General features: G+C 59.5%; 11 protein-coding genes. 1 reads left to right on the forward strand and 10 read right to left on the reverse strand.

The annotated features are described in order from the left end of the window. Window positions 1-14: 14 nt before the first annotated feature. From KJS47_RS06870 to KJS47_RS06880, 3 genes are all read right to left on the reverse strand, one after another. Window positions 15-1028 carry a Gfo/Idh/MocA family protein gene (locus tag KJS47_RS06870; protein WP_213523911.1) on the reverse strand — a complete coding sequence of 338 codons (1014 nt, stop codon included), beginning with the start codon at window positions 1026-1028 and terminating at the stop codon, window positions 15-17. A gap of 331 nt (window positions 1029-1359) precedes the next feature. Continuing rightward, the gene (locus tag KJS47_RS06875) at window positions 1360-2676 is read right to left on the reverse strand and encodes an enolase C-terminal domain-like protein (RefSeq protein ID WP_213523913.1); all 1317 of its coding nucleotides are present in this window, start codon (window positions 2674-2676) and stop codon (window positions 1360-1362) included. Between the two features lie 58 nt (window positions 2677-2734). Beyond that, the gene (locus tag KJS47_RS06880; RefSeq protein ID WP_213523915.1) at window positions 2735-3691 is read right to left on the reverse strand and encodes a D-2-hydroxyacid dehydrogenase; all 957 of its coding nucleotides are present in this window, start codon (window positions 3689-3691) and stop codon (window positions 2735-2737) included. 231 nt (window positions 3692-3922) lie between these two features. Here KJS47_RS06880 and KJS47_RS06885 point away from each other — a divergent pair, with 231 nt between their 5' ends. Then, entirely contained in the window at window positions 3923-4108 is a 186-nt protein-coding gene (locus KJS47_RS06885; RefSeq protein WP_213523916.1) for a hypothetical protein, read from the forward strand. A gap of 210 nt (window positions 4109-4318) precedes the next feature. Here the strand turns inward: KJS47_RS06885 and KJS47_RS06890 are convergent, their stop codons facing one another. From KJS47_RS06890 to KJS47_RS06920, 7 genes are all read right to left on the reverse strand, one after another. Beyond that, window positions 4319-6706, reverse strand: coding sequence for a sensor domain-containing protein (locus tag KJS47_RS06890; RefSeq protein ID WP_306433011.1), 2388 nt, complete (start codon window positions 6704-6706; stop codon window positions 4319-4321). A 473-nt stretch (window positions 6707-7179) separates the two neighbouring features. Further along, a complete protein-coding gene (locus tag KJS47_RS06895) occupies window positions 7180-7812 on the reverse strand; it encodes a hypothetical protein (RefSeq protein WP_213523920.1) in 633 nt (210 codons plus the stop codon). A gap of 276 nt (window positions 7813-8088) precedes the next feature. Next, window positions 8089-9522: a sensor histidine kinase gene (locus tag KJS47_RS06900; RefSeq protein WP_213523922.1), complete on the reverse strand. Its 1434-nt coding sequence runs from the start codon at window positions 9520-9522 to the stop codon at window positions 8089-8091. Next, entirely contained in the window at window positions 9506-10207 is a 702-nt protein-coding gene (locus tag KJS47_RS06905) for a response regulator transcription factor (RefSeq protein WP_283772056.1), read from the reverse strand. Before KJS47_RS06905 ends, KJS47_RS06900 begins: the two co-directional genes overlap by 17 nt. A 149-nt stretch (window positions 10208-10356) precedes the next feature. Continuing rightward, complete coding sequence (locus tag KJS47_RS06910) at window positions 10357-10839, reverse strand: C40 family peptidase (protein WP_213523926.1); 483 nt, start codon at window positions 10837-10839, stop codon at window positions 10357-10359. Between the two features lie 277 nt (window positions 10840-11116). After that, window positions 11117-11608, reverse strand: coding sequence for a C40 family peptidase (locus KJS47_RS06915; RefSeq protein ID WP_213523928.1), 492 nt, complete (start codon window positions 11606-11608; stop codon window positions 11117-11119). A 355-nt stretch (window positions 11609-11963) separates the two neighbouring features. Then, a complete protein-coding gene (locus tag KJS47_RS06920; protein ID WP_213523930.1) occupies window positions 11964-12797 on the reverse strand; it encodes a protein-glutamine gamma-glutamyltransferase in 834 nt (277 codons plus the stop codon). Window positions 12798-13071: the final 274 nt, after the last annotated feature.

Here is a 13071-nt window from a genome sequence, read left to right on the forward strand (position 1 = left end):
AAACGAGTCCGATGCTAGTCCTGCAGCTCCTTGAGTAGAACCGGGCGGCCCTCGGCCGCCGACAGGTTGGACGCCTCCATCAGCTTCGTCAGATCAACCGCCAGCTGCAGATTCTCGACGGCCGCCGTCTCGTTCTGGATGTGCCCGACCCACTGCTCGAAGGCGGTCGGCGCGTCATCCGGAATAGGGTGCTGGGTCCAGCCGTTCTTGTACTCGTCGCCCATCAGCGTGCTGCGGACGAGCAGCTTGCCGTCGTGGCCGGTGTAGAGAGCGCTTCCTTCGGTTCCGTGCACCTCCAGCGCGAACGGCGAGAAGTGGTTGACGAAGCCGGCTTCCACGATGCCCATCGCTCCATTCGGGCAGCGCAGAATCGCCACCGCGTTGTCCTCCACCTGCCGGCCTGTCATGCAGCCGTACGAGGACTGGACGCACTCCGGCATCCCCAGAAGCAGACGGACGAGATACATCGGATGGCAGCCGAGATCGATCATGGCGCCTCCGCCGGTCTCTTCCTTGTTGTAAAAATGCTCGGGCAGCCAGCCGGTACGGCTGGTTTCGTTCGGAATGCCGCCGCCGTGGGAGAGCCTCGCCCGAACGAGCGTAATGCTGCCGAGCAGCTTCTGCTCGACAAGCTTGCGCAGCTCCAGCGTATAGCCGAAGTTCAGACGGGGAAGAGAGGTGACGAGCCGAATCCCGTTCTTGCGGCACGCCTCGATAATTTCGTTGCATTCCTTGAGCGTGGCCGCAATGACCTTCTCCGTGAAGATGTGCTTGCCGGCCTCGGCGGCCGCCACCATCAGCTCGCGGTGCATAGTGGTCGGCGCATCCAGCACGATGGCGTCGACCTGTGCGAGCATCTCGTCGTAACTGTCGTAGAACGGAACGCCTCGGGCCTCGGCTTCCGCCCGGCCCCGTTCGGGATTCTCGTCCCAAATGGCTGCAATCTGCGTGTCAGGGTGTTTCTCGACTTGAGCGGCATAATCTTTTGCGTGAACATGCCAAAAGCTGGCCATGCCTATCTTCAACATACCGAGTCCCTCCTTCAGATGGTTCGTCCCTATCTCTTCCATACTAGCACAAAACAGGAGAACATCGAAAGTTTCGGCAGAAAAGCCGAGCAAACTCGGACCTATATCGACAGAAGGCCCGGTACCTCGCCAGAATGACGCTTACGAACAACGGCAGCCTTTAGCCGACCGAAGGTTAGGGAGGGCTCCGCATAAAACCGCAGCCGGCTCACCAAAGCAATCCCTAGCGCCTAGGACAGGGACAGCAGAGGGCGAACCCGCCTATTCGAGACCTTCGAACCGCTCAAAAACGCCGGGGTAACCTCCCCGGCGTTCCTGCAGGCGAGGGCTGTCAGACGGAGCCGCCGGCGCCGGAAAGAGACTGCCCCTGCACCATGGCTTCGTAGGCGGCAGCGGTCTCGAAGATCCCCCCGCTCCCGGCAAAATACTCGGCGGGAAGCTCATACCGTCCTTCCCGCGGAACGGTCCACGAGGCTCCCCAGCGCGGGTGGTAGCTCCCAAGACGCGGCCAGTCCGCATAATGCTCCGGCCCGTTCACCTCGATCAGCCCGGCGGTCAGGCCGGGCAGCGCTTCCAGCCGGCTCGCCACCGTCTTGTTCCATTCCAGCAGGAGCGGCCCAGCCGTCAAATCCGCGCAGAAGCTGGGGATCCCGCGAAGGTGCGCCTCCCGGGCGACCGCCAGGCTGACGCTGAGCGTCTTGGCGACTGGCTTGAGTGCAATCGCGCCGTAACCGTCCGAGATGCGCTGAACCGCCTCCTCTTCGCCGTGCACGCTTTCGTCGGCCACGACGCGGACGGGCAGCCTGCCCACCTCCTGCCGGTCAGTGACCGGGAACGGCTCCTCCAGGAGCAGGACCTGGTCCAGAGCGCCGATCCGGTCGGCATGGTCTAGAAGCGACAGCACCCGGTCCATCGTGTCGTAGCGGCCGTTCAGGTCGAGATAATACGCCACACGCCCGCTGTCGGTCAGATCGGTCCGACGGCCCTGCGCCAGCTCATGCACGGCGGTCAGCCGGGCCTGGTCCCAAGCGAGCATCGCGACCTTGTCGCCGTCTCCGTTCGGATCGGCGCCCAGCTTGAGCTTGAGGACGGCATATCCTTCCGCCAGCAGCCGCGCGATCTCCTCAGACGGCATGCCGTAGCCGATAGCCGGCGCGATAGCGAGCCGCTCCTGCCGGTGTCCAAGTGCGCCGCGCATCCCCTTCGGCAGCAGCTCGTCGAACGAGCCGGCGCCGGACGCCCGGCCGTACAGCTGCCAGGCGGCCAGATCGACTGGAACGAGGGCGTTCAGCGCGAACGACGCGCTCAGCTCCGGGTGAATTCGCTCGCGGCCGTAGCGCAGCGCCTCCTGCGCCAGCATCTTCGTCAGCGCGATCGGGTCCGCCGCCTCCCGACCGGTCGAAGCGAACGCGGCATGCCGGGTAATCGACGACATGAGCCGGTTGCCGTCCTCCTCACCATACAGGGCGTAGACCGCCGGATCGGACCAGAGCACGCTCTGTACGCCGATCCCGATGCCCGTGTTCCCGTCCTCGCTCTTAAGCCGTACAAGCGACTGCCACAGCTCGTGCAGCGCGCCTCCCTTGAATCCATAAGCGGCCTTGAGCGGCTCGCGCACGATGCGAAACGCGGCTCCGCGGATTTTCATAGGCTCCCTTCCTTTCCGCCGGGACCGGCAGCCGGTCTCTCCGCCCTCCCCGGGGCGGCTAGCCGACTACATTCTCCGGCTTGCCATCCAAGTAAGCTTTCAAATTCTCTTCCGCGATCTTCATCAGGCGCCATCTCGCTTCCCGGGTCGCCCATGCAATATGGGGCGTGATCAGACAGTTCGGTGCAGCAAGAAGCGGGCTGCCCGCTCTCGGCGGCTCCACCGCCAGTACATCAAGCCCTGCGCCGGCAATCGTCCCCGCGATCAGGGCGTCGGCGAGATCCTGCTCATTGACCAGCCCTCCGCGCGCCGTATTGATTAGAATCGCCTGCCGCTTCATCTTGGCAAGGAAGGCCCGGTCGACCATCCCCTTGGTCTCCTCGGTCAGCGGGCAGTGCAGCGACACGACGTCCGATTCCGCAAGCAGCCGGTCTAGCTCCTGGTACCGCACGCCCGGCTCCTCCGGCTTGGTCGATCCGGGGCGCTTCCAAGCCGCGACGCGCATGCCGAACGCTTCCGCCAGCCGCCCGACCTGCCGGCCAATCTGGCCATACCCGATAATGCCAAGCTGCTTGCCCGCCAGCTCCGTCTGAGGGGTTTTGAAGAAGCAGAAGTCGGTCGCTGTCGACCATTCTCCCTGCCGGACCGCCTCTGCGTGGGCGCTGACGCCGTTAGCGAACTCAAGCAGCAGCGAGAAAACGAGCTGCGCCACGGAGAACGTGCTGTAGTCCGGCACGTTCGTGACCGTAATGCCGGCCTGCCGGCAAGCCTCGATGTCCACCACATTGTAGCCGGTCGCCAGCACGCCGACATATCGCAGTTCGGGCAGCGCGGCGAGCGTATCCGCAGACAGAGGCGTCTTGTTGGTCAGCACTGCCTGCGCGCCTCCCGCCCGCTCAGCCACCAGCTCCGGCGGAGTCCGGTCGTATACCGTCACCTCGCCCAGCGACTGCCAATCGTCCCAGGACAGATCCCCGGGGTTCAACGTAAAGCCATCCAGCACGACAATCTTCATCACGTTCACCTCTATGTATGTTCTGGTTCGATCATACCATGCCTGCGCGCCCTCCCCAAGTCCGAAAAGAGGGGCATCGGCGGATATGACGTCCCCTCCCTATCCTTACCCTTCGCCGGCCTCCTTGGCTAGCGATCTTCCGATCCCGCTCGCCACTCAGCCCGGAGCCTGTTCCCGTATAGTTCCGCTTATTCCCGGCATGCTAGAACGATAGGAAAGGAGGGATCGACGATGCCGCATCAGCCGGAGTACCGCAAACAAAGAGCCGACGGACAGGAAGAACCCCGGTACGCTCCCGGCTTCGGGCCGGAGGACTGGAAGAAAGAAGCGACGTCTGAGGAAATCGCGCAGGGCGAGGCAACTCCCGTCACCAGCTTCGTGATCGAACGGGAACGGGACGAAGAAGCTTCCTCGTAGCCGGCTTCACCCAGCAGCTGCCGTCCCAATGCCGTAAACAAGAAGAAGGCGTTTCCCCTCCAGGGGAAACGCCTTCGCTTCTTCTTTTGGGACTTAAATCGGCAACCTCCCCCTCATTTCTTCGCCGGGAGGAAGCAAGCCATCGGTCTGACGGCTCCCCGCCATAAGGCCAAGCTTCCTGGTAGAGAGCCATCAGCCGGCTGGGATGCGTTAGATGCTGAAGCCGGTCCAAACGGGGGCCGGCGTCCAGCCTTCCGGCAGCTTTTTGCACCAAATGTCGGTCTCGAACCGCTCAGCGGGAAGTGGTCTGCTCACGTAATAGCCCTGCAGCCCGTCGCAGCCCTCATGCTCCAGAAACCGAAGGTGCCGCTCCGTCTCCACGCCTTCGGCGATGACCTTGAGATTCAGGTTATGGGCCAGGCTGATAATCGCCTTGACGATCGACTCCGCCTTGTCCGACTTGTCCAGATCCAGAATGAAGGACTTATCGATCTTCAGATAGTCGATCGGGAAGTTGCTCAGATAGCTGAGCGACGAATAGCCGACGCCGAAATCGTCTACGGAGATGCAGACGCCGAGCTGCTTTATCTCCTCGAGCACCTTCATCGTCTGTTTCGTATTGTGCAGCAGCATGGTTTCGGTGATCTCAATCTCGAGGTAGCGGGCCTCGAGACCCGTTTCCTCCAGCACGCGCTGCAGCGTGGCCAAGAGGCCGTCCTGCTGGAACTGTACGGAGGATAGATTAACCGAGACGGGAAGCGCCGGATACCCCATTTCCTGCCAGGCTTTGTTCTGGGCGCAGGCGGTCCACAGCACCCATTCGCCGATCGGCAGAATGAGCCGGCTTTCCTCCGCAATCGGAATGAACTTCGCGGGCGAGACATTGCCGAGCTCGGCGTTCTCCCAGCGCAGGAGCGCTTCCACGCCCATTATCTGCCCGGTCGACAGATCGAGCTTGGGCTGGTAGTACAGGGAGAATTCGCTGCGCTCAAGAGCCCGGTGCAGATTCGACAGAATCGTCAGCCGCTCCTCGTTCGCCTCTTGCAGCTCAGGCGAATACAGGCGATAAGTGTTCCCGCCGGCCTGCTTGGCGACATACATGGAAGCGTCGGCATTCTTCAGGAGCACCTCCTCCTGATCTCCGTGCTCCGGATAGATGCTGATGCCGAGGCTCGGGGTGAGGAAGATCTCGTGGCGATGTAGAAAGAAAGGGGTCGAAAAAGACTTGAGAATCGATTTCGCCGCTTCCTTCCCCTCGGCTTCGTCCTGAAGATCCGGGTACAGTATCGCAAACTCGTCTCCTGCGAGCCGCGAAACGGTGGCCTTGGGCGCGACGCCGGCGCAGACCCGCTCGGCGATCAGGACGAGAAGTTCATCGCCGACATGGTGCCCGAGCGTATCGTTGATATGCTTGAACCGGTCCATATCCAGATACAACACGGCCAGCTTGCTCTTCTCCTCCGCAGCCCGGCGGACCGATTGGGTGAGGCGTTCGGTAAATAAGCTCCGGTTCGGCAGCCCGGTCACGGTGTCATAATAGGCGAGCCGGTGAATCGTGCGCTCCGTTTCTTTGCTATCGGTGACATCCTTGGCGATACAATAGGCTCCGACGACCTTATTATTGACAATGGTGGGTCCGGCTGTGACGTGTAGTTCTTTATTTCGGCCGTGCCGATCCGTTAATTTAAGCTCGAACTGTTGAGGCGCCCCTCCCATCACTTTCGCAAAATGGTTGCGTAAAGCCTCCTCAGTTTCTATTTGATCCGAGAATGCGTCCACTAAATTTCTGTGCAAGAGCTGCTCCGGCTCGTACCCAATTGTTTTTTTGAGCATCGGATTAACGCTCAGGACCTTGCAATTAGTGTCTAGGGTCAACACTAGATCCGGATTATGCTCAAATAAAGAACTATATCGTTGCGTGCTTTCTTCCACTTGATAAATTTGTTTCACGTATGCGGAAAGAAAACCATTAACCGTTACCAAGAGAAAAACCGTGTAAGCCATCTCGGTAACAAAATGCATCATATCCTTTGGCTGAAGCAGACGGTAAAGGACCAGGACACATAGAACAACCGGAAGATACATTTTATTGACGGTACTTATCAGTTCTTTAGTGAAAAAACGGTTTCCCATCGTAAATTTATAAATACCTGCCCGAACCAGCAGATTGGTATATTCAAAAGTCACGGTAACCAAAACGATCTGGATTAACAACGGAACGGGAGCTGTTAGCTTCAAAACTAGGTAGGACGCAACTGAGCAGACATAATACATGCCAATAGTAGAATATACGCGAAACCATTGGATCTCTTTAATAGGACTCACGATGCCTAGAAAAAATGCAAACGTACTTAAAGTCATCGGGATCGAGGCCGCAAGCAGTCCTTTAGAAAACAAAACATAAATAATCCCGACAGTTCCCAAACTATAAATGCCGCCATTTGGCATGCGAATTGGTTTCAAATCGAATACCATTAAGGCGGCAATAAAATAAATGGGCCACCAATTATAATTAAAAAAAAGGAAGATAACGCTTTGGACAATGGCGGAACATCCTATTAAAAATAAAGTTGTCGTGTAGGGGTGTCTATCGTTCATAGTCTCGCCTCTTCGAACAATATGCTAACGGTGCAGACGCTAAACAAGACCCATAAAGAGAAAAAGGAACTAGGTTCAGCTGACCTAGTTCCCCCTAATTCTTACGGATACCAAGGAAGAACCCAATCACTATACATGGTAACCGTAGTAAACATAGCAAACAAGAAATTCATAATTCCTAATCCCCCAATATATAAAATTAGGCATATCTTCCTATTAGTATAGCCAGAAGTTAGCAATTAGACAAGCAAATTTTCCAAATATATTCCAGTCTGCAACATCTTTCCGCAAAAACTTTCATCAAGCGACGGCACCGGTGCAAAAGTCCCGCTTCCCCCTCACGGGCAATGCCGTTCCAGTTCTCATCCAGCTGATGCGGATCTTTTTGCGGTCCGCCTTCCGTGGGGAATGTCTGTCTGCGCCTTTGCCCGCAAATCTAGGTCCGAGTAGCCCAGGGCTTGCCCCCTCGGGTCTTAGCGAAGCGCCGTCTCGGCCGATGACGACGGGGCCACCGTCGGCTTGGACGAGCCTGACGGTTTGGCGGAGCCGGACGGCTTGGGCGTCGGTGTTGCGGAAGGCTTGGGTGTCGGCGTCGCGGACGGCTTGGCGGACGATTTGGGGGAGGCTGAGCCTGCAGGCTTAGCCGAAGTGGTCGCCTTGGGCGTCGCCGAGGCGACCGGCGCAGACGACTTAGGCTGCACGGATGCTTTGGGCGTCTGGGTAGGGCTGGCGGATGGCTTGGCGGACGCCGCCCCGGACTCCGGCTTGTCCGGACTCGAGCCAGGTGCAGCCGAAGCGGTCGAGAGGCCGGGCGGTACCGGCGATGGCCCGGACGGGCTAGAGGACGGAGCCGGCGATGGCGTGGACGGACTGACGCCGGCGGACGGTACGGCCGAGGCCGGTGCGGCCCCAGCGGCGGCCGTCTCCGGCTCCTGCGCGCCGCCCGGCTGCCCCGGCGTTGCGGCAATAGCCAACACAAAACAGGCCGCCGCCGCCAGAACGCCGAGCCCGCGCTTCGGGGCTCGTCCGCTCTTGGCCTTTAGCAGCCCCGGTCTAATGGCAACCGCAATCGCTCCGAAGAAGAGAAACACGAACAGCATCATCATTTTTTCAGAAAATCCGATCGTAGGGTGGGAAAAAATAGTCGCAAGCAAAAGCGCGGCCGCTAAGAGGACCAAATGCTTGCGAACGAGCTTCCTGCCGTTAGGCAGCGAGACTGCGCCCGGATAGACGGCAGCCAGCACACAAGCCAAAAAGAGAAAAAGTGCTATTCCGAACAGAAGAATCTACCTCCTTATACTTCCAGGTCTCCATTTTAGTCCAAATCTTGGATCTGGAAAAGAGTGCTTCTTCCTAAATTCGGCTGCCCGCGCCCGGCGGGCCTAGCCGTTCCGGGCGTCCGGCGCTTGGGATGGCTTCGGAGCGGATGCGCCTGGCGAGCTCTTCCGGCTCCTCGGCCCTTCCTTCGGAAGAGTGACGGTGATCAGCGTCCCCTTGCCTTCCTCGCTCTCCACGGCGATGCCACCCTCATGCTCGCTGACGATCTCCTGGGCGATCGCGAGGCCCAGCCCAGAGCCTCCCGTCTTACGTTGGCGGGCCTTGTCGACCCGGTAGAACCGGTCGAAGATATACGGCTGCTCCTCCTTCGGAATGCCGATGCCGTAATCGCGGATGCCCAGTTTGACGAAGTCCCCTTCGTCCCGCACGGACAGATCGATCTGCCGCCTGCTGTACTTCTGTGCATTATCAAGCAGAATAAGAAGAAGCTGCTTGATCTTGCCCGGGTCTGCGCAGATGCGCAGCTCGTCGCCTGGCGCGTCGACGACGACGTCACGGACATGCAGCTTGCTCACGGTCCGCGCCACCTTGCGGCTCAGCTGGAGAAGATCGACCTGCTGGAGATTAAGGTCGCCGCGCGTCTTCTGAATCGCCGACAGATCCAGCAGCTGCTGGGTCATCCGCTTCATCCGGATCGCTTCCTCATAGATCGTGTCGATCGCCTCGACCTCGACCTCCCGGTCGGTCAGCCCCCACCGCTTGAGGATGCTCGCATAGCTCTCGATGATCGTCAGCGTCGTCTTCAGCTCGTGCGAGGCGTCTGAGACGAACCGGCTCTGCTGTTCGAAGCTGCGGTCGATCCGCTCGATCATCCGGTTGAAGGCGGCCGTCATCTTGTACAGCTCATCCTTGGAACGGTTCGGATAGGGGATCGGCTCGAATTGCAGATTCGGGCTCGATTCGATCTCCTCCATGGCGGCGATGAGCTTGCCGAGAGGCTTGAGAATGACCCGGGACAGCAGGAAGCCCGTCATCGCGGACAGGACGACGGCGGCGGCCGTGGACGAGAGAAGAACGAACAGGATGAGCTGGATGTTGCCCTCGAGCGATTCGAGCGATTCTGACAGCTCGAGCGTGCCCACGGGCATTTGGTTTGCATAGATGGGCTGCCGGATGGTCAGCACCCGGACGCTGTTGGTTTTAGTAAGCGACGTTTCGTAGGCTTCGGTAAATTTGGGAGGGACGCTAAGATCGTGCGCCGTATCCGCCACCGTATTGCGGATCTGCCCCTGCCGATCCACGGTACGGATAACGGAATGGTCGGTCAAATATAGGCTTAGGTACGATTCCTGGCCCGGCCCGAGCAGCTGTTCGGGGGTCAGCTCGGTCACGATTTTTTCAGCCTTGGTCGTCATCGTTTCCTTCTCGTTCTTGGTGGCGATCCGGAGGAACAGCGTATACACGGCCAGATTAGCAAGAAGCGAGATGCACAGCAGCCAAAACGAAAGCAGGAGCATGATCTTATGCTTCAGCTTCATTGTCTGTCTCCCTCAGGCTGTAGCCGACCCCGCGTACCGTCTGTATGAGCGGGCAGCCAAAGCCGTAGTCCATCTTTTTGCGGAGGTAGCGGATGTAGACGTCGACCAGGTTCGTATCGCCGACAAAATCGAAGCCCCATACCTCCCGGATAATCTCGTCCCGGCTGAGCGCCTTGTTCTTGTTCTTTAAGAGGTAGAGCAGGAGGTCGTATTCCTTGGGAGTCAGCTCGATCCGGGTGCCTCCCCGGATCACTTCCCGCGATTCCGGATGAACGACCAGCCCGTCCGCCGCAAGCTCCTCCGGGGCGCTCCGTTCCGTCTCCTTCATCCGGAGAACCGCCCGGATGCGCGCAAGCAGCTCCTCGATCTCGAACGGCTTCGTAATGTAATCGTTCGCTCCGAGGTCGAGGCCCGCCACCACGTCCGGCGTCGAGTCCCGGGCGGTCAGCAGGATGACCGGGATGCGGGAGCCCGACTGGCGCAGCCTCCTGAGCACCTCCAACCCGTTCATCTCGGGCAGCATGACATCGAGCAGGATGAGGTCCCATTTGGCATGCATCGCCTTATCCAGCCCTTCTCTTCCGGTCTCGGCCGTGTCCGTCTCGTACTGCTCGTGCGTCAGCTCGAGCACGAGCACGCGGGCGATTTTTGTTTCGTCCTCGATCACCAGAATTCTCGGTTTCACCACACTCGCCTCCGGTCCGCTCACTGTCGCTGTTTTGTTAGTATCCGACGATCGCGGACGGTTTAGCGATGGGAACTGCTGCCAGCCGGCACGCATACAAAAAATCCCCGAAGGACTCTTCGGGGAGACGATTGCCGGCTTCCGACTTATTATAGACGGCGTGCGGTGTTGTAATGCTCCGCCCACCAGCCGGACTCGAGATCCGAGATGGTGACGCCGGGCTCGCCGTACGTGTGGATGAACTTGCCGCCTCCGATATAGATGCCGACATGATGCATCGGCGAGTAGAAGAACACGAGGTCCCCCGGCTTCAGGTCGCTCTTGGCGACGGGCGTTCCGAGTGCCGCCTGAGGCTTGACGGTTCGCGGGAGAGACACGCCGTGCTTTCCGTATACATACTGGACGAACGAGGAACAATCGAAATGGCTCGTATCGCCCGCTTTAGCTCCGAATTGATACGGCACGCCCATGAACGAGCGGGCGGTCGCGATCACTTGGTCCGCCTGTGCCGTTCCTGCCGATTGAGCGGCGGCCTGAGCGGGAGCGGCTGTGCCCCACGCTGCGCCGGTGAACAGAAGAGCCGCGCCGAGCCCGATGCTGGAAAGTCGTTTTGTCCATTGGTTAGGTTTCATCTGTCATCCTCCTCGGTTGGAATGGGTTTGGCGTTTGCCATACCCCAAGTATACCAGAGCGAATCCTCCCACCAATTGCCGGCCGAGCTGCGATCCCCCGCCTGAGCAGGCACCGCAGCCGATTCTGAGAGTTCGATGAGAATTCGATGAGGTTCTTCCCCTTGACAGACGCAGGCAGCCCGTAAGAAACGACAAAGCCGCCCGGCCCTTGCGGGCAGAGCGGCTTAGCTGGCTGCTGCGGAAAACTTGCCGGACCCAGCCGGACAACTATCGTCGATTAAAGAATGCGGCGGGCCGTGTTGTAGTACTTGCTCCACCAGCCGGAGTTCAGATCCGAGATAGTCACACCCGGCTTGCCATAGGTGTGGATGAACTTGCCGTTTCCAATATAGATCCCGACATGGTGCATCGGGGAGTAGAAGAAGACGAGGTCGCCGGCCTTCAAATTCTTCTTGGCGACGAATTTGCCGTGCTTCGCCTGAGGCTTCACGGTACGCGGCAGCTGAACGCCGTTCTTTTTATAAACGTACTGTACGAAGGACGAGCAGTCGAAGGCGCTGGTAATGCCCGACTTGGCGCCCCATTTGTACGGAACTCCCATATAACGTTTGGCTGTATTGACAACGCTAGTCCCGGTTGCCTTGGCAGAAACGGTTGCTTGTGCCGCATGCGCGGGCTGCGCGGTAATGGCTGTGCTTCCTCCGAACAGGACCGCCGTGCTCAGCCCGATGCCGAGCAGCAGCTTCGAAAGGTTGGTTTTGGTTTGCATGAAAACTTCCTCCTCGGTTTAGGGTATAGGCGAATGACCTGAACCGAGTATACCAGAGCGAAACCTGGAAGCATTTGGCGCCAAATAGCCCAGCACAGGAAGGCCGGGACTTTGGGCCCGTTTCTGAGAATTCCATGAGAATCCAATGAGCCCTTTTTTATTGACAGCGGACCAGCGTTTCCCTCGGGGTCCAGGATCGGGCTTGTCCACTGCTACAGGAGGGTTCTTACGGACCTGGCTTGTCCGCTGCGCAGGAGGTTCGGCACTATGGCGCCGAGTGGCGGGGATGTATGAGCATGATATGCCCGAAGAAGGCGGTGCGGGACGAGACCGACCGACCGTTCGGCCTCGCATATCACCCCAGCTGAAGAAGACCCCTGCTTCCGATTTGCGCGGCCGCCCACCCCCGCCTTGCCTGCATCCAAGAGCGCGGCGAGGGGCCCGAGCCCGGGCCGGCACCGGTCGACAGCCCGTACAAATAGGTATAATCGGGGAACGAGACCTGATCCTTGAGATACGCCGATTGGCTGCTGTTCGGCCTGCGGTGCTTGTTCAGACTGTCGATGATCCCCTGCGCAGATTTGATTCCTACGCCATGACCGTAGTACAGATCGGCATCCAGCAGGATCCCATTCTCTCCCTGCCACCACGGGGTCGCCGGCGAGACGTCCGGATTGACGAAATAGAGTATGTCGCCCGGGTAAGCTTCCTTCCGTTCCGGCAGCGTCGTCAGCCGGAGATCGCTGTCGTAATGCCAGTCGTAGAGCTCCAGATCGGCAAAATGTCTGTTGAACGCCTCATCCCCCATCTGCGCGAGGGCGCCACGGTACAGGCAGATAACCATGGCCGTGGCGCATTCGAAGGCATACAAGTGTCCGTTCCGGAAAATATCCCGGATACCGTCCGCCGGCGTCACATCGCTTCTCAGCCGGAATGCTCCCTCGGGCGTTCTCTCCCAATAGGCCGGATTGCACCGCGAGGTCCGAAAGGTGGCAAACGCCGCCCCGCTCGCGTTCAGGTCGCGCGCCGCCTGCTGAATGGCCGCACGCATCCCCAGCTCGAAGCGAAGCTCGCCTACCGAGCTGTACTGATACCGGACGGGGCTTTGGTCCTTCAGCCGGTACAAGCTCAGCTCCTCCTCCGGCAGCCCCGCCGGGTCGAACGGCTGCGAGCCGGAAATGACGATCATAAGCGATCCTCCTCTCTCTTGGCAGGACGGCCGGCGGCCGTCCTCGACAGGCGGCGCCTGCCGCTCTTCGCATCCTATGCGGGAGAGGCTTGGCGATATGCGGGGGGCTTCCTACTTCTCTCTTCCCCTTCCCATGCGGCGACCTCGTTCCGGCCGAACCGCCTCTCTTAGCAAACCAAGCGACTGCGCAAAAAGCCGGCCTGACGCCTGCCAGGAGCGTTCAGGCTGACTTTTTGCCTGTTTTTTTTGCATTTCGGGAACCTTTTGCCTGCTG

Source organism: Paenibacillus sp. J31TS4, from assembly GCF_018403265.1.
Lineage (GTDB): Bacteria > Bacillota > Bacilli > Paenibacillales > NBRC-103111 > J31TS4.

What these genes read in the sequence shown, in the direction of transcription:
- KJS47_RS06870 (WP_213523911.1), bottom strand. Translation starts at nt 1,028, where the DNA reads ATGTTGAAGATAGGCATGGCCAGCTTTTGGCATGTTCACGCAAAAGAT.
- KJS47_RS06875 (WP_213523913.1), bottom strand. Translation starts at nt 2,676, where the DNA reads ATGAAAATCCGCGGAGCCGCGTTTCGCATCGTGCGCGAGCCGCTCAAG.
- KJS47_RS06880 (WP_213523915.1), bottom strand. Translation starts at nt 3,691, where the DNA reads ATGAAGATTGTCGTGCTGGATGGCTTTACGTTGAACCCCGGGGATCTG.
- KJS47_RS06885 (WP_213523916.1), top strand. Translation starts at nt 3,923, where the DNA reads ATGCCGCATCAGCCGGAGTACCGCAAACAAAGAGCCGACGGACAGGAA.
- KJS47_RS06890 (WP_306433011.1), bottom strand. Translation starts at nt 6,706, where the DNA reads ATGAACGATAGACACCCCTACACGACAACTTTATTTTTAATAGGATGT.
- KJS47_RS06895 (WP_213523920.1), bottom strand. Translation starts at nt 7,812, where the DNA reads ATGATGATGCTGTTCGTGTTTCTCTTCTTCGGAGCGATTGCGGTTGCC.
- KJS47_RS06900 (WP_213523922.1), bottom strand. Translation starts at nt 9,522, where the DNA reads ATGAAGCTGAAGCATAAGATCATGCTCCTGCTTTCGTTTTGGCTGCTG.
- KJS47_RS06910 (WP_213523926.1), bottom strand. Translation starts at nt 10,839, where the DNA reads ATGAAACCTAACCAATGGACAAAACGACTTTCCAGCATCGGGCTCGGC.
- KJS47_RS06915 (WP_213523928.1), bottom strand. Translation starts at nt 11,608, where the DNA reads ATGCAAACCAAAACCAACCTTTCGAAGCTGCTGCTCGGCATCGGGCTG.
- KJS47_RS06920 (WP_213523930.1), bottom strand. Translation starts at nt 12,797, where the DNA reads ATGATCGTCATTTCCGGCTCGCAGCCGTTCGACCCGGCGGGGCTGCCG.